Source organism: Micromonospora lutea, assembly GCF_016863535.1.
GTDB classification, from domain to species: domain Bacteria; phylum Actinomycetota; class Actinomycetes; order Mycobacteriales; family Micromonosporaceae; genus Micromonospora; species Micromonospora lutea.
In genome coordinates this window covers 57,647-75,307 of the sequence record NZ_BOPB01000003.1, presented here as the reverse complement: position 1 = coordinate 75,307, position 17,661 = coordinate 57,647, and the positions used below count along the sequence as shown (strand labels likewise).

At 71.3% G+C, this 17,661-nt stretch carries 16 protein-coding genes and 1 pseudogene; 1 reads left to right on the top strand and 16 read right to left on the bottom strand.

Annotated features, from left to right (window positions below; genetic code table 11):
* Nucleotides 1–2 precede the first annotated feature (2 nt).
* The 6 genes from dapB to truB all read right to left on the bottom strand — a co-directional run bounded on the left by dapB (nucleotide 3) and on the right by truB (nucleotide 7,350).
* Complete coding sequence (gene dapB, locus Vlu01_RS04110; RefSeq protein ID WP_203993946.1) at nucleotides 3–770, bottom strand: 4-hydroxy-tetrahydrodipicolinate reductase; 768 nt, start codon at nucleotides 768–770, stop codon at nucleotides 3–5.
* 147 nt (nucleotides 771–917) lie between these two features.
* On the bottom strand, nucleotides 918–2,327 hold the full coding sequence (locus Vlu01_RS04105) for a M16 family metallopeptidase (RefSeq protein ID WP_373307270.1): 1,410 nt from the start codon (nucleotides 2,325–2,327) through the stop codon (nucleotides 918–920).
* A gap of 100 nt (nucleotides 2,328–2,427) precedes the next feature.
* Nucleotides 2,428–4,794 carry a polyribonucleotide nucleotidyltransferase gene (locus Vlu01_RS04100; protein ID WP_203993940.1) on the bottom strand — a complete coding sequence of 789 codons (2,367 nt, stop codon included), beginning with the start codon at nucleotides 4,792–4,794 and terminating at the stop codon, nucleotides 2,428–2,430.
* A 221-nt stretch (nucleotides 4,795–5,015) separates the two neighbouring features.
* Nucleotides 5,016–5,285: a 30S ribosomal protein S15 gene (rpsO, locus tag Vlu01_RS04095; protein WP_203993937.1), complete on the bottom strand. Its 270-nt coding sequence runs from the start codon at nucleotides 5,283–5,285 to the stop codon at nucleotides 5,016–5,018.
* A 191-nt stretch (nucleotides 5,286–5,476) separates the two neighbouring features.
* Entirely contained in the window at nucleotides 5,477–6,406 is a 930-nt protein-coding gene (locus tag Vlu01_RS04090) for a bifunctional riboflavin kinase/FAD synthetase (protein WP_203993920.1), read from the bottom strand.
* A gap of 59 nt (nucleotides 6,407–6,465) precedes the next feature.
* Entirely contained in the window at nucleotides 6,466–7,350 is an 885-nt protein-coding gene (truB, locus tag Vlu01_RS04085) for a tRNA pseudouridine(55) synthase TruB (RefSeq protein WP_275409242.1), read from the bottom strand.
* 140 nt (nucleotides 7,351–7,490) lie between these two features.
* Between truB and Vlu01_RS04080 the strand changes: the two genes are divergently transcribed.
* Nucleotides 7,491–7,811 carry a hypothetical protein gene (locus tag Vlu01_RS04080; protein WP_203993914.1) on the top strand — a complete coding sequence of 107 codons (321 nt, stop codon included), beginning with the start codon at nucleotides 7,491–7,493 and terminating at the stop codon, nucleotides 7,809–7,811.
* On the opposite strand, the gene Vlu01_RS04075 is transcribed toward Vlu01_RS04080, so the two are convergent.
* From Vlu01_RS04075 to rimP, 10 genes and pseudogenes are all read right to left on the bottom strand, one after another.
* A complete protein-coding gene (locus Vlu01_RS04075; protein WP_203993911.1) occupies nucleotides 7,812–9,155 on the bottom strand; it encodes an MATE family efflux transporter in 1,344 nt (447 codons plus the stop codon).
* Between the two features lie 540 nt (nucleotides 9,156–9,695).
* Nucleotides 9,696–9,905 carry a DUF6186 family protein gene (locus Vlu01_RS04070; protein ID WP_203994473.1) on the bottom strand — a complete coding sequence of 70 codons (210 nt, stop codon included), beginning with the start codon at nucleotides 9,903–9,905 and terminating at the stop codon, nucleotides 9,696–9,698.
* On the bottom strand, nucleotides 9,905–10,312 hold the full coding sequence (locus Vlu01_RS04065; RefSeq protein ID WP_203994476.1) for a hypothetical protein: 408 nt from the start codon (nucleotides 10,310–10,312) through the stop codon (nucleotides 9,905–9,907). Before Vlu01_RS04065 ends, Vlu01_RS04070 begins: the two co-directional genes overlap by 1 nt.
* A 63-nt stretch (nucleotides 10,313–10,375) precedes the next feature.
* Nucleotides 10,376–11,410: a DHH family phosphoesterase gene (locus Vlu01_RS04060; RefSeq protein ID WP_373307276.1), complete on the bottom strand. Its 1,035-nt coding sequence runs from the start codon at nucleotides 11,408–11,410 to the stop codon at nucleotides 10,376–10,378.
* 119 nt (nucleotides 11,411–11,529) lie between these two features.
* On the bottom strand, nucleotides 11,530–12,027 hold the full coding sequence (gene rbfA / locus Vlu01_RS04055; RefSeq protein ID WP_203993908.1) for a 30S ribosome-binding factor RbfA: 498 nt from the start codon (nucleotides 12,025–12,027) through the stop codon (nucleotides 11,530–11,532).
* A 131-nt stretch (nucleotides 12,028–12,158) separates the two neighbouring features.
* Nucleotides 12,159–12,452, bottom strand: a complete 294-nt coding sequence (locus Vlu01_RS04050) for a DUF503 domain-containing protein (protein WP_203993905.1) — start codon at nucleotides 12,450–12,452, stop codon at nucleotides 12,159–12,161.
* 91 nt (nucleotides 12,453–12,543) lie between these two features.
* Nucleotides 12,544–15,519: a translation initiation factor IF-2 gene (infB, locus tag Vlu01_RS04045; protein WP_203993902.1), complete on the bottom strand. Its 2,976-nt coding sequence runs from the start codon at nucleotides 15,517–15,519 to the stop codon at nucleotides 12,544–12,546.
* Nucleotides 15,520–15,612: 93 nt separating this feature from the next.
* Nucleotides 15,613–15,943, bottom strand: a pseudogene (locus Vlu01_RS04040) (YlxR family protein).
* Nucleotides 15,944–15,959: 16 nt separating this feature from the next.
* Nucleotides 15,960–17,003, bottom strand: coding sequence for a transcription termination factor NusA (nusA, locus tag Vlu01_RS04035; protein WP_203993896.1), 1,044 nt, complete (start codon nucleotides 17,001–17,003; stop codon nucleotides 15,960–15,962).
* Nucleotides 17,000–17,632 carry a ribosome maturation factor RimP gene (gene rimP, locus Vlu01_RS04030; protein WP_203993893.1) on the bottom strand — a complete coding sequence of 211 codons (633 nt, stop codon included), beginning with the start codon at nucleotides 17,630–17,632 and terminating at the stop codon, nucleotides 17,000–17,002. Before rimP ends, nusA begins: the two co-directional genes overlap by 4 nt.
* Between the last annotated feature and the right edge of the window lie 29 nt (nucleotides 17,633–17,661).

The following is a 17,661-nucleotide window of genomic DNA, read 5'->3' as shown; positions in this document are numbered from 1 at the left end:
ACTCAGTCGAGCAGGGCGTCCAGGCCGAGGGTCAGACCCGGACGGTCACCCACCGCGCGCACGGCGAGCAGCACGCCGGGCATGAACGAGACCCGGTCGTACGAGTCGTGCCGGATGGTCAGTGTCTCGCCGGTGGCGCCGAAGAGCACCTCCTGGTGGGCGACCAGTCCGGTGGCCCGCACGGCGTGCACGCGTACCCCGTCGACGTCGGCACCGCGAGCACCGGCGAACTCGTCCTTGGTGGCGTCCGGCACCGGACCGAGGCCGGCCTCGGCGCGGGCCGCCGCGATCAGTCGCGCGGTGTGCATGGCGGTACCGCTGGGTGCGTCGAGCTTGCGCGGATGGTGCTGCTCGATGATCTCGACCGACTCGAAGTATCGGGCGGCGCGTGCGGCGAACTGCATCATCAGCACCGCGCCGAGCCCGAAGTTGGGAGCGATCACCACTCCCACGTCGGGACGGTCGGTCAACCAGCCGCGTACCTGCTCAAGCCGTTGCTCGGTGAAGCCGCTGGTGCCGACGACCGCGTGGATGCCCTGGTCGATGCACCAGCGCAGATTCTCCAGCACGACGTCGGGGGTGGTGAAGTCGACGAGCACCTCGGCCCCGGTGGCGTCGCTCAGCGAGTCGTCCTGGTCGACCGTCGCCACCAGTTTCATGTCGGCGGCCGCCTCGACAGCCCGGCACACCTCGGCACCCATCCGGCCACCGGCGCCCAACACGCCAACCTTGATCGAACCCGGCGCGCCCGTCTCCTGCTCCTCAGTCACGCGGCACAACCTATCCCAACGGGATCCGATCGCGTCGCGTGATCCACCCCGTTGCCGCGCGGTGGCGGTGCCAGCCGGGCTCGCTGCCCCGCTCCCGCTCCCGCTTCCGCTTCCGCGACGAGCGCGGGCGCGGGCGGCGCGGGCGGCTCAGCCGGTGAACTGTCGGCCGCTGAACGGGCCGACGACCGCCAGGGACATCGGGCGGCTCAGCAACTCGGCGGCAAGGGAGTTGACGTCGTCGAGGGTGACCGCGTCGACCCGGTCGAGCAGCTCGTCGACGGGCACCAGGTCACCGTAGAGCAGCTCGCCCTTGGCCAGCCGGCTCATCCGGGAACCGGTGTCCTCCAGGCCGAGTACGAAGGAACCCTTGCTCATTCCCTTGCCCCGGGCCAGTTCCACCTCGGTGATGCCGTGCGCGGCGGTACGCGCCAATTCGGCGCGGGTCAGTTCCAGCACCTCGTCGACGCGACCCGGGGCGCAGCCGGCGTAGACGCCGAACAGGCCACTGTCGGCGTACTGGCTGGCGTAGGAGTAGACGGAGTAGGCGAGGCCACGGCGCTCCCGGATCTCCTGGAAGAGCCGGCTGGACATGCCGCCACCGAGCACGTTGTTCAGCACGCCGAGGGCGAACCGACGCTCGTCGAGCCGGTCGATGCCCGGGCAGCCCAGCACGACGTGTGCCTGCTCGGTCTCCTTCTCCTCCACCACTGTGGAGGCGGCCCGGGTGCGTACGCCGGGAGTGGCCGGCCGGTACGGAGCGGGCGCCGCCGGATCGGTGTCCAGCGGGGTGCCCCGCAGCGCCTGGCGGACCAGCCGCACCACGGCGGCGTGGTCGAGGTTACCGGCGGCGGCGATGACGATCTGCGGCGCGACGTAGCGTCGCCGGTAGAAGCTCTGGATCTGCCGGCGGGTCATCGGGGTGACGGTGTCCGCGGTGCCGGAGATCAGCCGGCCCAGCGGGTGGTCACCATAGACGGCCTGGGCGAACAGGTCGTGCACCTCGTCGCCGGGCTCGTCGTCGTGCATGGCGATCTCTTCGAGGATCACGCCGCGCTCGGTCTCCACGTCGGCCGGCTCCAGCACCGAGTCGGCGACCAGGTCGCACATCACGTCGATGGCCAGGGGCAGGTCCTCGTCCAGCACCCGGGCGTAGTAGCAGGTGTACTCCTTCGTGGTGAAGGCGTTGGTCTCGCCGCCCACGGCCTCGATCGCCGAGGAGATCTCCAGCGCGTTCCGCTTGTGGGTGCCCTTGAACAGCAGGTGTTCCAGGAAGTGGGCGGCGCCGGCCTGCGGTCCGGTCTCGTCCCGGGACCCGACCGCCACCCAGATGCCGAACGAGACGCTGCGCATCGCCGGAATCGCCTCGGTCAGGACGCGCAGCCCGCTCGGCAGCACCGTGCGGCGTACCGTCCCGCCCAGCGGATCGTCGCTCAGGGTCCGGGTCACCGCCCGGGTCGACCCCGCGGCGGCCCGAGCGGTCGCGGTGACCTGTCGACCGGTGCGCGGCGTCGGCCCCGATCGGGCCCCGGGGAAAGACGAATGCCGGGTCCCGCTCACGGCCACCTGCTTCCAGTACGACGAAGAGTGTTGGGTTACGAACCGGCCGGGCGACGAGTGTCGCCCGGCCGGTCAGCGGATCAGTACGGCTGCGCTGGGATCAGCTGTGCCGGGTGCGGCGCCGCGGGCGGGAGTCGCCGCCGCCCTCACCACCGTCGCCGCGCTCCGGTCCCCGGCCACCCCGGTCGCCACCACGCTCACGGTCGCCCCGGTCACGCGGACCCCGGTCGCCGCCCCGGTCACGGCTGGCGGGCCGCTCCTCGCCGGCTTCGGCGGCCGGCGCCTCGGCGCCCTCCGGGCGGACCTTGTCCAGGTAGATCTTGCCGCGCTGGTCGATGTCCGCGATCTCGACCTCGACCCGGTCGCCGACGTTGAGGTAGTCCTCGACCTTCTCGACCCGCTTGCCGTCGCCCACCTTGGAGATGTGCAGCAGACCGTCGCGGCCCGGCAGCAGCGAGATGAACGCGCCGAACGGGGCGGTCTTGACGACGGTGCCGAGGAACCGGTCGCCGGCCTTGGGCAGGGTCGGGTTGGCGATCGCGTTGATCCGCTCGACCGCGGCCTGCGCCGACGGGCCGTTGGTCGCCCCGACGTAGATGGTGCCGTCGTCCTCGATGGAGATCTCGGCGCCGGTCTCGTCCTGGATGGCGTTGATGGTCTGACCCTTCGGGCCGATCACCATGCCGATCTTGTCGACCGGAATCTTGACCGTGGTGACCCGCGGCGCGTAGTCGGACATCTCGGCCGGAGCCTCGATCGCCCGCTGCATCACGTCGAGGATGGTCTGCCGGGCCTCGTAAGCCTGCTGGAGCGCGGCGGCCAGCACGTCGGACGGGATGCCGTCGAGCTTGGTGTCGAGCTGGAGCGCGGTGACGAAGTCCGGGGTGCCGGCGACCTTGAAGTCCATGTCGCCGAAGGCGTCCTCGGCACCGAGGATGTCGGTCAGCGTCACGTACCGGGTCTTGCCGTCGACCTCGTCGGAGATGAGGCCCATGGCGATGCCGGCGACCGGTGCCTTCAGCGGCACACCCGCGCTGAGCAGGCCCAGCGTGGAGGCGCAGACCGAGCCCATCGAGGTGGAGCCGTTGGAGCCGAGCGCCTCGGAGACCTGCCGGATGGCGTACGGGAACTCTTCGCGGGACGGCAGCACCGGGATCAGTGCCCGCTCCGCGAGGGCGCCGTGCCCGATCTCGCGGCGCTTCGGCGAGCCGACCCGGCCGGTCTCACCGGTGGAGTACGGCGGGAAGTTGTAGTTGTGCATGTAGCGCTTGGACTTCTCCGGGGAGAGAGTGTCCAGCGCCTGCTCCATGCGCAACATGTTGAGCGTGGTGACGCCGAGGATCTGGGTCTCACCGCGCTCGAACAGCGCCGAGCCGTGCACCCGGGGCAGCACGCCCACCTCGGCGCTCAGCGGGCGGATGTCACGCGGACCCCGACCGTCAATGCGGACCTGCTCGCGCAGCACCCGGCTGCGAACCTCGGACTTGGTCAGCGAGCGGAACGCGGCGGAGAGTTCCTTCTCCCGGCCCTCGAAGCGGGAGCCGAGTTCTTCCTGCACCCGCAGCTTGATCGCGTCCAGGGCGCCCTCGCGGTCCGCCTTGCCGGCGATCTGGAGCGCCTCGGCGACATCGGCACGGGCCAGTTCGACGACCGCGTCGTACGCGTCGTCCTGGTAGTCCAGGAAGACCGGGAATTCGGCGACCGGCTTGGCGGCGACCTCGGCCAGTTCGCTCTGTGCCCGGCACAGCTCACGGATGGCGGGCTTGGCGGCCTCCAGGCCGCTGGCCACGACCTCCTCGGTCGGTGCGGGTGCCCCACCGGCCACCAGCTTCACGGTGTGCTCGGTGGCCTCCGCCTCGACCATCATGATCGCGACGTCGCCGTCGGGCAGGGCCCGGCCGGCCACCACCATGTCGAAGGTCGCCCGAGCCAGCTCCTCGTGGGTCGGGAAGGCGACCCACTGGCCGTCCACGTGGGCCATCCGGGTGGCCCCGATCGGGCCGGAGAACGGCAGGCCGGAGAGCTTGGTCGACATCGACGCGGCGTTGATCGCGACAACGTCGTACGGGTGCTGCGGGTCGAGCGCGAGGATCGTCTCGACGACCTGGACCTCGTTGCGCAGGCCCTTGACGAACGACGGACGCAGCGGCCGGTCGATCAGGCGACAGGTGAGGATGGCGTCCTCGCTGGGCCGGCCCTCACGACGGAAGAACGAGCCGGGGATCCGGCCCGCGGCGTACATCCGCTCCTCCACGTCGACGGTCAGCGGGAAGAAGTCGAACTGCTCCTTCGGCTGCTTGCCGGCGGTGGTGGCGGAGAGGACGACCGTCTCGCCGAGCTGGGCGATGACGGACCCGGCCGCCTGTCGGGCCAACCGGCCGGTGGAGAAGGTGATCTCACGGGTGCCGAACGACCCGTTGTCGATCACGGCGGTGCGGATTTCGGTGCCGAGTTTGGTCTCGGTCATGCTGTTTCGATGCTCCTTCGCGTCGGGAGCCACGACGCGGGAGCTGTGCGGACGGCCGGTCTTCGATCGAAGCGCCCGGGACCGCCGGCGGGATGCCAGGGTGCCCGGAGGCCACTACCGGAGACCGGTACGCCGACACTCCCTTGTCTGGGTGGTCGTGGCCCGTTTCTCGGGTGGGACGCCGACGGGGGAGTGACCTGGTGGGCCACTCCCCCGTCACGTCACCGGCGCAGGCCGAGCCGCTCGATGAGCGCCCGGTAGCGGTTGATGTCCTTCTTCTGTACGTAGTTGAGCAGCCGACGGCGACGGCCGACCAGCAGCAGCAGCCCACGGCGGCTGTGGTGGTCGTGCTTGTGCACCTTCAGGTGCTCGGTGAGATCGGCGATCCGCTTGGTGAGGACCGCGACCTGCACCTCGGGCGACCCGGTGTCACCCTCGGCGGTCGCGTACTCCTCGCGGATCTTGGCCTTGGACTGCTGGTCGAGCGCCATGTTCTCCCTGTTCTGGTGGGTGTCTCGATGATGTCCGTCGGACCGGGCTATGGCACCGGTGACGGATGGCCCTCGCACCCGCGGCGTCGAGCAGGCAGGCGAGGCCCCACGTCGGTCAGCCGACGTCTCGGTCAGCCTACCAGCACCCGCCCGAAGCGGCCGGTCAAGGGCCGCAGGCGGGTTGATGGCGCTCAGCCCAGCACCCGGCGGGTCCGCTCGACGTCCTGGGCTATCTGAGCAATCAGCGGCTCGATCGAATCGAAGCGGGCCTGCCCGCGCAGATGCGCCACGAAGTCCAGCGCCAGCCGCTCGCCGTAGAGGTCGCCGTCGAAGTCCAGCGCGTACGCCTCGACCCGGCGTTCCCGGCCGGAGAAGGTCGGGTTCGTGCCGATCGACACGGCTGCGGCGAGCGGCTCCCGCTGACCCCGGCGGACCATCCGGGCGGCGTAGACGCCGTCGGCCGGGACCGCGGCGTGCCGATGGCAGAGCAGGTTCGCGGTCGGGAAGCCGAGTTCACGCCCGCGCTGGTCACCGCGGACGACCACCCCCTCCAGCCGGTGCGGACGGCCGAGCGCGTTGGCCGCCGCGGTCACGTCACCCGCGTCGACGCAGGACCGGATGTACGTCGAGGAGAAGACCGTGCCGGACTCGGCCACCAGCGGAGCCCCCTCGACGGCGAAGCCGAAGGTACGCCCGAGCCGCTCCAGCAGCGCCACGTCCCCGGCGGCCCGGTGGCCGAACCGGAAGTTCTCGCCCACCACCACGTGCGCGGCGTGCAGATGCTCGACCAGCACGTCGTGCACGAACGCCTCGGCCGGCAACCGGGAGAGCTCGGGGGTGAACGGGATCACACAGAGCACGTCCACCCCGAGGGCCTCGATCAGTTCGGCCTTGCGGGCGGGCTCGGTCAGCACCGCCGGGTGGGAACCGGGTCGCACCACCTCGGCCGGATGCGGGTCGAAAGTGACCACCACCGACTGCACGTCGAGTTCCCGCGCGCGGGACACCGCGTGCCCGATCGTCGCCTGGTGCCCCTTGTGCACACCGTCGAAGACACCGATGGTGACGACCGACCGTCCCCAGCCACCGGGCGCCGCGTCGTACCCCCGCCACCGCTGCATGCTGCTCCTCCGCTGTCGTTCGTCCCGACCGTCGACGGTCGGCCGTCCGGCACCCGACATCAGGCCGGGGCGAGCACGATTTCCGCGCGGGCCCGGCCGGCCCGCTCGCTGACGATAGCGATCAGCCCGCCGGCCGGATCGAAGACCGCGTACGGCCCGGAGTGGCCGACCGGGTCGAGCGGCCCGCCGTGGGAGAGCACCTTCGCCTCCTCGTCGGTGGCGTCCCGGCGGATGAAGAACCGTTCGGCCGCGACCGCGAGGGGCAGGCCCACCACGTCCGGTGCGCGGTGCTCCAGCTCGTCGAGAGTGACGGCCTCCGCCAGATCGAACCCGCCCACGACGGTACGACGCAGTGCGGTCAGGTGGCCGCCGACCCGCAGTGCCAGGCCCGCGTCGCGGGCGATCGCCCGGATGTACGTCCCGGTGGAGCAGGCCACGTCGACGTCGACGTCGACCACGTCGGGCTGATCTCGCCGGATCGCCAGCACGTCGAGCCGGAAGACGGTGACCCGTCGGGCCGGCAGGTCGACGCTCTCCCCCTCGCGGACCCGCTTGTACGCCCGCTGTCCATTGATCTTGATGGCGCTCACCGCGCTCGGGACCTGGTCGATCTCCCCGGTCAGCCCGGCCAGAGCACCCTGGACCGCCTCGTCGGTGAGCGTCCCGGCGGGCGTGCTGGCGATCACGTCGCCCTCCGCGTCGTCGGTGACGGTGGCCTGACCGAGCCGGATGGTCGCCGTGTAGCTCTTGTCCGCACCGATCACGTACGTCAACAGCCTGGTGGCCCGGCCCACCCCGATCACCAGGACCCCGGTGGCCATCGGATCGAGCGTGCCGCCGTGACCGACACGCCGGGTCCGGGCCAGCCGGCGGATCCGGGCCACCACGTCGTGCGAGGTCATACCGCCGGGCTTGTCCACCACGATCAGGCCGTCTGTGCTCACGACGTGCAAGCCTGCCAGACCCACCGGAGGGCCTGAGCACCGGACAGGCCGTGGAAAACGGATATCCAGGTTGGAATGTCCCTGCCACGATGAACGCATCGGCGGCGGTGAAAACCGCGTCAGACCACGGGGAGAACGAGATGGCCACGGACCGCGTTCCCGATCGAACACCACGGCCCGATGATCCGGTCCGCCTGCGTACGCCCGGCCAGCCCAGCGCGCTGCCGGACTGGATGCTCAATCCGCCACCGGCGAGGCGTACCCTGGGCGTCCGGATCGGCGAGGGTGTCGCCGCCCTGCCCGGCGTCGGGGCGCTCCGGCGCCGCTGGTGGGCCTGGCAGGGACGACAGCGCCTACGCGAGCGCTACCCGAACACCATCAAGGTCATCGCCATGCTCTTCTCCTTCGCGGCGAGCCTGGCCCTGGTAGTCCTCATCTACGCGCTCTACGGCAACACCTGATCAGGCCGCGACGCGCTCGTCACCGCGGACCGCGCCGGTCACCGCCCAGGCACCGCTGCGCAGCCGCAGCAACAGCCCCACCAGGCGGACGACGGTGAACAGCATCAGCCCGGCCCAGATGCCACCGAGACCCAGATCAAGGGCGTACGCCAACCAGATCGCCGGCAGGAAACCGCCGAGCGCGCCGGCCACGGTGAGGTTGCGCAGGAAACGGATGTCGCCCGCGCCGATCAGCACGCCGTCGAGCGCGAACACCACCCCGGCCAACGGCAGCATCGCGGCGAACCAGGGCCAGGCCACCAGCGCCTGCTCGTGTACCGCGGAGTCGGAGCTGAACCAGGTGGGCACCACACCGGCGCCGGCCGCCGCGAGTACGGCGAATGCCGTACCGCAGAGCGCGCCGAGGCGGCCGATCCGGCGAGCCAACGCCCGGGCCGACGCGTCGTCACCGCCGCCGAGGGCCGCCCCGACCAGCGCCTGCGCGGCGATGGCCAGCGCGTCGAGCACCAGCGCCGCGAAGAACCAGAGCTGCACGGCGATCTGGTGGGCACCGACCGTGGCGGCACCGAACCGGGCGGCCACCGCCGTGGCGGACAGGAAACTGGCCTGGAAGGCCACCCCCCGGATCAGCAGGTCCCGGCTGAGCACCAGTTGCTGGCCGATGACCCGGGGGCGCGGGCGCAACGCCACCCGTTCGGCCACCAGGGCGGCGGCGAAGAGCACACCGGAGAGGGTCTGCGCGATCACATTCGCCACCGCTGAGCCGATCAGCCCCATGCCGACCGGATAGACGAGCACCGGGCAGAGCACCGCGGAGAGCAGGTTGGGTCCGACGACGAAGAGCAGTGGCCGGCGGGTGTCCTGCACACCGCGCAGCCAGCCATTTCCGGCGGCGGCGAGCAACAGCCCGGGGGCACCGAACGCGGCGACCCGCAGCCACTCGCCGGCGGCGACGGCCACCTCACCTCCGCCGGCCAGGGCACCCGCCAGGGCACCTCCACCAATTTGCATGCCGACGACGACCGCCAGCCCCACGCCAAGGGCCGTCCAGGACGCCTGGACACCCTCGGCCACTGCGGCGGCGCGGTCTCCGGCACCGAATCGGCGAGCGGCGCGGCCGGTCGTGCCGTACGCGACCACGGTCCCCAGCCAGGCGGTGAGGGTCATCACGGTGCCGCCGACGGCTACCGCCGCCAGCGGCACCCGGCCCAGATGGCCGACCACGGCGGTGTCGACGAGCACGTAGAGGGGTTCGGCGGCGAGCACCACGAGGGCGGGCAGGGCGAGCGCGGCGATTCGACGCGGCGACGCGACCCGGTCGGTGGCGGTGGCGGGCTGGCTCATCGCCGCCGATGGTGGCACGCGGAACGTAAGGGGAGCAAGGCGGTACACCACTTACCCGGGCGGACGTTCAGCCCGGCGGTGGGGGTCCTGCCGATCCGGCTCCGGCGACGCGGGACGGACGGGCGGACCGGAGGTGACGCCGTACGCTTCGACGGCTCGACGTCACCGCCGGCCAGAGAGGCTCACTGACGGGTGTCCATGGAGGTTTGCAGGGCGCGGCGGGCCTGCTCACGGGCCTCGTCGGTGGTTTCGGGCTTGGGCTTGGCGGCCATGGTTGGTCCCTTCCAGGGCACGCGTCACCGGGCGCGGCGGCGCGTCGTGGGCGGTGCGAGGACTGTCGCCCCCGAAGCCGGTTCCGGGGTCGCCGGAGCGGCGGATGGGCGGCCTGGTGGCCCGGGTCGGTCGACCCTGGAACGAGGCGGCACCGGGTACGGCTCCGCCCCTGACCTGCGCCAAAGCGGCGCCGACCGTTTCCCAAGTTATCGTTCAGGTCCACATGGTGCGCGCTGTTCCCGCGATCTGGACACGTCGGGTTTTCCGTCAACGAGCCAGGAAGTGCCAGCCGATCCACCACCAGAAGCCGAACAGACCGATTCGGCCCACCGGCACCGGACCCACCTCGTACCGCATCACGTAAGCGCAGAGTTCGCCGAGCGTCGGAATCTTCGAGCCCTCCCGCCGGGCCAACCACTCGACGAGCCCGAACAGCGCCAACCCGACCAGGAACCCGCCGATCGCCAGTGCCCGCATCATCGCCGCACCAGCCCCCAGAACGCCGACAGCCACACCAGCCAGGCCGCCGAGCGGACCAGGCGGTCCTCCAGCAGTGGGTCGGCCAGCCGGGAGAAGGTCGGAAAGTCATCACCCGCGGCCGCGAAGAAGGTGGCCCCCTCGAAGATCCCGAAGACCACCACCGGCAGCGCCCACCAGACCGCGCCGGATCTCAGTCGCTCAGGTGCCGGGCGAGCCTGCACCCGCTTGGTCAGGCCGAGCCAGATCAGCACCCCGCCGGCACCGAACACATAGACGTTCGCCTCGGTCGAGAAGGACGGGAAGCGGCCACCGACCAGTGACAGGGCCACCAGGACCGGTACGCAGACGATCGGCCGCTCCCAGGTACGAGGGGCGTCGACGGTCAGATCGTGGGGCTGCTCCATCATCCGATTCTCCCCATCCTGTCCAGGCATCGAAGCGGCGACGCCCCGGAACCGAGCGCCAAATCACCCCGGCTGATCGGTGCCGCTCTCCATGGTGCCTGCCCGCAGCTGGGCCCGGATCCCCTCGACGACCTCGTCCACCGTGCCACGGCCGGTGAAGCCGGCGGCCAACCGGTGACCACCGCCACCCAGCGCGACGGCCACCCGACTCACGTCCGTCGCGCCCTTGCTGCGCAGGGACACCGCCCACACGTCCGGCGCGGTCTGCTTGACCACGCAGCTCACGTCGGCCTCGGCGGTGCAGCGCACCGGATCGATGAGTGCTTCCAGCACGTACGGCCGCTGCTCGTGGCGGGCCAGGTCGTCCAGGGTCGCGTACGTCCAGACCAGGCCCCGTCCGCCGGCCTCCCCGGGCTCCAACCGGGCTCGCCCGAGCACCTCGCCGAAGAGCCGCACCGCGCCGAAGGGCCGGCTGTCGAACACCCGCCGCGAGATGTCACCCGGCCGGATCCCGGTGGCCAGCAGCCGGGCCGCCATCTCGTGCACCGCCGGGGTGGTCGCGTCGAACCGGAACGACCCGGTGTCGGTGCTCAGCGCCACGTACAGGCACTCCGCGATGCCGGCGTCCAGTGGCACGCCGAGCCGGTCCAGCAGCTGCTCGGCCAGCACGGAGGTCGCCGCCGCAGCCGGGTCGACCAGGTTCACGTCACCGAATCCACTGTTCGAGGCGTGGTGGTCGAGCACCAGCGCGGTGCCCTTCCCCGCCAACCGGCCGGCCAACTCACCGAGCCGCGACTCACTCGCCGCGTCGAAGCAGATGACCAGGTCCGGCTCGGACTCCGCCTCCGTCTCCGGCACCAACAGCTCCAGGCCGGGCAGGCCGCACAGCGGCTCGGGCACCTCCGGTGGGCCGGGAAAGGTGGCCTGCAGTCGGCGTACGCCGAGCCGCCGCAGCCCGAGCGCGAAGCCGAGCATGCTGCCCAGTGCGTCGCCGTCCGGGTTGACGTGACAGATCAGCAGCACCCGGCCGTCAGCCGGCAGCTCGCGTACCGCTGCCACCGCGGCGGCCCAGTCGGCCTCGGTGGGACCGGCGGACACCGGCGCGCCGCCAGTCGGGGCCACCGGACCGACGGAGCCCGCCGGACCGGTCCGCCCCGGACCGGACTGCCGCAGCACGGCGGCGTCCGACCCGGTGAGGGCACCACCGGAGGAAGCGGTCACCGCCGTTCCCCGCCCCGGGCGTCCTCGACGTTGTCGTCGGTGTCCGGCTCGTCGGTCTCGTCCTCGTCGGTCTCGTCCTCGTCGAGGCGGTACGGCTGCGCCTCACCGGCGTACTCGGCACGAGCCGCCAGGCGCTGCACCTCGGCATCGGCGTTACGGGCCGCGGCGAGCAGATCGTCGATGTGCTTCACCTGATCCTGGACGTCGTCCAGAACGAAGGTCAGCGTCGGCGAGTGCCGTAGCCCGAGCGCCTTGCCGACGGTGCTGCGCAGCATGCCCTTGGCGCTCTCCAGCGCGGCGGCGGTGTCCGCCTGGGCCGCCGCGTCACCGAGCACGGTGTAGAAGACCGTGGCGTCACGCAGGTCGGCGGTGATCCGGGCGTCGGTGATGGTGATCATGCCGAGGCGAGGGTCCTTGATCTGACTCCGCACCACCGACGCAACCAGTTCGCGCACCCGCTCCGCGTGCCGGCGTACCTTGGCCGCATCCGTCATCTCCGCACCTCCACGGCGTCCCGCTACCGACCGGGACCGGCGACGCGGCGTCACCGGAGCCCCGACCGACCCCAACACTCGAACCCTACCCGCGCCGTCCGCCCGAGCGTGCGGGGCGGCTGCCACCCGGCTCAGTCGTCGTCGCCGTGCAACCGGCGAAGCACCGACAGCAGTTCGACCTCCGGACGGCTCGCGACCAGCCGCTCGCAGGAGTCGAGCACCTCGCGGGCATGTGCCGCCTCGGCGGCCACCACCGCCACGCCTATCTCCGCTCGCCCGTGCAGGTCAAGCGCTCCCACCTCGGCGGCCGACACGTCGAACCGGCGAAGTGCCGCGACGATCGGCCGTACGTACGACCTCTTGGCCTTCAGCGACCGGGAGTCCCCCGGAAGCAGCAGGTCGAATACTGCGGTTGCGGTGTACATCGTCTGGGGACACTACCCGCACCCCACCCCACATGATCAAGGGGTTTACGCCGACCGGCGTAAACCCCTTGATCAGTGCGTCACCGCAGGATCAGGCGCGAGCCTTCTCCCGCATCTCGAAGGTCTCGATCACGTCGCCGACCTGGACGTTGTTGTAACCACCCAGAGTCAGACCGCACTCGAAGCCCTCCCGGACCTCCGTCGCGTCGTCCTTGAACCGCTTGAGCGAGCTGATCGTGAGGTTGTCCGCCACGACCGTGCCGTCGCGCAGCAGGCGCGCCTTCGCGTTCCGTCGGATGACACCCGACCGGACGATGCAACCGGAGATGTTGCCGATCTTGGACGAGCGGAACACGTCGCGGATCTCCGCGGTGCCGAGCTCGACCTCCTCGTACTCCGGCTTGAGCAGGCCCTTGAGCGCCGCCTCGATCTCCTCGATGGCCTGGTAGATGACGGTGTAGTACCGGATCTCCACGCCCTCGCGGTCGGCCATCTCGCGGACCTTGTTGGAGGCCCGCACGTTGAAGCCGATGATCGTGACCGGCTCGGACGACGCGCTCGCGAGCATGACGTTGCTCTCGGTGATCGCGCCGACACCCCGGTCGAGGACCTTGAGCTGGACCTCCTCGGGGATGTCGAGGTTGAACAGCGCGTCCTCCAGGGCCTCCACCGAACCGGAGACGTCACCCTTGAGGATGAGGTTGAGCGACGTCTTCTCGCCCTCCTTGAGCTGCTCCATGAGCGTCTCAAGGGTGGCCCGGCCACGGGAGTTGGCGAAAGCCGCCGCCCGTCGACGTGCCTGCCGCTGCTCGGCGATCTGCCGCACCGTGCGGTCGTCCGCCGCAGCGAGGAAGGTGTCGCCGGCCCCCGGCACCGCGGTCAGACCGAGGACCATGACCGGACGCGCCGGACCCGCCTCGGTGACCTGGTTGCCGTTCTCGTCGAGCATCGCCCGGACCCGGCCGTGCGCCCCACCGGCGACGATCGAGTCGCCCGCCCGCAGGGTGCCCTTCTGCACCAGCACCGTCGCCACCGCACCGCGGCCCTTGTCCAGGTGCGCCTCGATGGCCACACCCTGCGCCGGCCCGTCGATCGGAGCGGTCAGCTCCAGCGACGCGTCGGCGGTGAGCAGCACCGCTTCGAGCAGATCCTCGATGCCGATGCCGGGCTTCGCGGCCACGTTGACGAACATGGTCTCGCCGCCGTACTCCTCGGCGACCAGGCCGTACTCGGTCAGCTGCTGGCGGACCTTGTCCGGGTTCGCCTCCGGCTTGTCGACCTTGTTGACCGCGACCACGATCGGCACCTCTGCCGCCTTGGCGTGGTTCAACGCCTCGATGGTCTGCGGCATGACACCGTCGTCGGCCGCGACCACCAGGATCACGATGTCCGTCACCTGGGCACCACGGGCACGCATGGCGGTGAACGCCTCGTGACCCGGGGTGTCGATGAAGGTCACCGCGCGGTCCTCGCCCTCGTGCGGCACGTGGACCTGGTAGGCACCGATGTGCTGGGTGATGCCTCCGGCCTCACCGGCGACGACGTTCGCCTTGCGGATCGCGTCGAGCAGCTTGGTCTTACCGTGGTCGACGTGACCCATGACGGTCACCACCGGTGCCCGGCTGACCAGGCGGTCCTCCGCGACCTCGGCGTCGAGGTCGATGTTGAACTGCGCGAGCAGCTCGCGATCCTCGTCCTCCGGGCTGACGATCTGCACGTTGAAGCCGAGGTGCTCACCCAGCAGCAGCAGGGTGTCGTCGGAGCACGACTGGGTCGCGGTGACCATCTCGCCCAGGTTGAACATCTCCTGGACGAGCGAACCCGGGTTGGCGTTGATCTTGTCGGCGAAGTCCGACAGCGAGGCACCACGGGAGAGGCGTACCGTCTGCCCCTGACCCCGGGGAGCACCCGAGCTCATGGTCGGGGCCGACAGGTTGTCGAACTCCTGTCTGCGCTGCTTCTTGGACTTGCGGCCACGGGTGGGCTTGCCACCTGGACGCCCGAAGGCACCCGCGGCACCACCACCACGGCCACGACCGCCGCCACCTGGGCGACCGCCGCCACCGGCCGGCGCACCCGGGCGGAATCCACCGCCACCGGCGCCACCACCGGGACCGCCACGGTAGCCACCGCCACCGGCACCACCACCGGGACCGCCACGGTAGCCACCGCCACCGCCGCCACCACCGGGACCGCCACGGTAGCCACCGCCACCGCCGCCACCGGGACGACCGGCGCCTCCACCGGCACGCCCGGCACCCGGACCACCCGGACGACCCGGACGCTGGCTCGGCATCGACGCCGGACTCGGCCGCGGCGGCATCGAGGCCGGGCTGGGCCGCGGCGGCATCGAGGCCGGGCTGGGACGGGAACCACCGGCACCGGCGGCCGGCGGTCGCTGCTGGCTGCCCTGGATACCGAAGGGATTGTTACCGGCGCCACGCGCCGGCGGGCGACCCTGCCGGCCACCCGGACCCGGGTTGGTAGCGCCGGGACGACCCGCGGCCGGAGAACCCGGGCGGGGCGGCATCGTGCCCGGACCGGGTCGGGGACCCGGACGGGCAGCACCGTCGGCCGGAGGCTCCCGGCGAACGTTCTCCCGCTGCTGCTGGCGGGCGGCCTGCGCGGCCTTGACCGCGGCCTCCTGCTCAGCCTTCAGCGCGGCGGCACGCGCCTCAGCGGCGGCCACCTCGATGTCGTGAGCACTCGCCGGCTTGGCGACCGGGGCCGCCGCTGGCGGCGGACCGGGCACCGGTCCCTTGGGCTTCGGCCCAGGCACCGCCGGACGCCGTGGCGGCGTCGGCTTGGCGGTGACCCGAGGCTCGCCGGGGGTCGGCGACGGGGTCGGTGCCGCCGTCGGAGCTGGTGCGGCCGACGGCGCTGCCGACGGGGCACCGGAGCCGCCGGAGGCGACGAAGGCGCTGCGCAGCCGTCGGGCGACGGGCGCCTCGACGGTGCTCGACGCGGACTTGACGAACTCGCCCATCTCCTTGAGCTTGGCGAGTACGGTCTTGCTTTCGACCCCGAGCTCTTTTGCAAGCTCGTGTACGCGGGCCTTACCTGCCACTGCACTCCTCACTCCGAGGTCGTGCGGGCAGCACCCGCAGCGACCTCACTCGTGCACTTGAAGCCTGATCATTTCTGGGACTTCATCGTGTGCTCATGTCGGTCGTCCTACCTTGCTAGCGGCCCTCGTCCGATCGGGTGACCGGACGTGGTGGTTGACGCGTCAGGTACTCCGCGAGGGCCCCGTCATCCGGAACCCCGGCGACGCGCAGCGCGCGCCCGAAGGCACGACGCCGCACTGCCTGCGCGAAGCAGGCCGGATCCGGGTGCATGTTCGCTCCCCGACCCGGCAACCTGCGGGTCGGATCGGGTCGGAGACTGAAATCAGTCTCATCGCCAACCGCGACGATCCGCAGCAATTCACTGGCCGGTGCGCGCCGTCGGCAACCCACACAGGTGCGCTCCGGCAGCGCGCGTCGTGCCACTGGTGGAAGTCTACCCCTAGCTACCCGACACCGCTCCGCCCGGTTCCCGGACCTGATCGGTCCCGGACCGCGCGGCGGAGCCGGTTTGTTCGGCGTCGGAGCGAATGTCGATCCGCCAACCGGTCAGTCGGGCGGCAAGCCGGGCATTCTGCCCTTCCCGCCCGATGGCGAGCGACAACTGGAAATCCGGAACTGTCACCCGGGCGGCCCGGTTGGCCAGGTCGACCACCTCGACACGCAGCGCCTTGGCCGGAGAGAGGGCGTTACCGACGAAGGTCGCCGGATCTTCCGACCAGTCGATGATGTCGATCTTCTCGCCGTGCAGTTCACTCATCACCGCGCGGACCCGCTGCCCCATCGGACCGATACAGGCACCCTTGGCGTTGACTCCGGCCGTGGTGGAACGTACCGCGATCTTCGTGCGGTGACCCGCCTCACGGGCGATCGCGCTGATCTCGACGGTACCGTCGGCGATCTCCGGCACCTCCAGCGCGAAGAGCTTCTTCACCAGGTTCGGGTGGGTCCGGGACAGGGTGATCTGCGGGCCACGCATGCCCTTGGCCACGTGCACCACCACGCAGCGGATCCGCTCACCGTGGGTGTACCGCTCGCCGGGCACCTGCTCCGACTGCGGCAGCACCCCTTCCAGCTTGCCCAGGTCGACGGTGACGATGCCCTTCTCGGCCCGCGCCTCGTGCGCCTGCACCACCCCGGTGACCAGGTCTCCGTCGCGGCCGACGTACTCACCGAAGTGCACCTCGTCGGTGGCCTCCCGCAACCGCTGGAGGATCACCTGCTTAGCGGTCATGGCGGCGATCCGGCCGAAGTCGTGCGGGGTGTCGTCCCACTCCCGCTCCACGGTGCCCTCGTCGCTCAACTCCTGGGCGTAGACAAGTGCCGCGCCGGTCTTTCGGTCGATCTCCACCCGGGCGTGCGACTCCGCGCCCTCGGTGTGCCGGTACGCGGTCAGCAACGCGGTTTCGATCGCCGCGAGGATCGTGTCGAACGGGATCTCCCGCTCGCGCTCCAGTGCGCGCAGCGCCGCGAGGTCGATGTTCACCTCTCCTCGTCCTCCACATCGTCATCGTCGTCGACGTCTTCTGATTCGGTCAGTTCGTCGAGGCGGGTGAACTCGACCTGCACCCGGCCCGGTCCGAGATCGGCGTAGACCCACTCCGCGCGGTCCGCGTCGATCTCCAGCACCACCCGCTCAGCGTCGGCGTCGACCACCCGCCCGGTGACCTGTCGGTCGCCGCCGGACTGCCCGGCGGCACCGCGCACGGTCACCCGAACCAGTCGCCCGACGTTGCGACGCCAGTGCCGGGGCAACGTCAACGGGCGGTCCACGCCCGGCGAACTGACTTCGAGCTGGTACTCCCCGGCGAGGATGTCGCCGCCGCTCTCTTCCGCCGTGTCCAGGGCGGTGGAGACGGCCCGCGACACGTCGGCCACCGCGTCCAGGTTGATGCCACCGTCGGCATCGACGATCACGCGCACCACGTGCCGGCGGCCGGCCCGGGAGACGGTGAGGTCCTCCAGGTCGTAGCCGGCGGCCTGCACCACCGGCGCGATCACCGAGCGCAACCGTTCGCGGCGGGCCGTGAGGTCACCGCGGGAGGTCTGACCCACCCGTGCCGCCTGGCCGCGGGGTCGCCCCGTCGTCCTGGTGGCACGGCCACGCTGTGTCATGCGAAGAAACCCTTCCGCTGCTCGCCGAC